At 75.2% G+C, this 549-nt stretch carries 1 protein-coding gene; it reads left to right on the plus strand.

Annotation, left to right across the window (positions count from 1 at the left end; genetic code table 11):
- Window positions 1-90 precede the first annotated feature (90 nt).
- On the plus strand, window positions 91-549 hold a 459-nt coding region (locus G3I71_RS46230; RefSeq protein ID WP_164324929.1), incomplete at its 3' end, for a peroxiredoxin.

The following is a 549-nucleotide window of genomic DNA, read 5'->3' on the forward strand; positions in this document are numbered from 1 at the left end:
CGCGACCACGTCCGGCCTGCACGCGATGACGACGTTCGCCATCGGCCCCGACTGGTCGGCCACGCGTCTGGCGACGCGCGGCCGCGGCAAGTGAGCGCAGGGCAGACCCTGCGCGTCGGCGACCCCGTCCCCGACCTCACGCTGCCCGACACGCACGGCACGCCCGTGGCGCTGTCCGAGCTGCGCGGCGAGCCGCTCGTGCTCGTGTTCGTCCCCTTCGCGTTCTCGTGCACCTGCCCGGGCGAGCTCGGCGAGCTGCGCGACGAGATCGGCCTGTTCGACGACGCCGGCGCCCGGCTCGTCGCGGTCTCGTGCGACGCGATGTTCACGCTGCGCGCCTGGGCGGAGCGTGAGGGCTACCCGTTCGACCTGCTGTCGGACTTCTGGCCGCACGGCGCGGCCGCGCGTGCCTTCGGCGTGCTCGACGAGTCGACCGGGCACGCGCTGCGCGGCTCGTTCCTCGTCGACGCCGACGGCGTGCTGCGCTGGAGCCTGGTGCACCCGCGTGGCCGTGCGCGACCCCTCGAGGCCTACCGCGAGGCCCTCGCG

Origin of the sequence: Streptomyces sp. SID12501 (assembly GCF_010550245.1) — a bacterium.
Classification (GTDB): domain Bacteria; phylum Actinomycetota; class Actinomycetes; order Streptomycetales; family Streptomycetaceae; genus Streptomyces.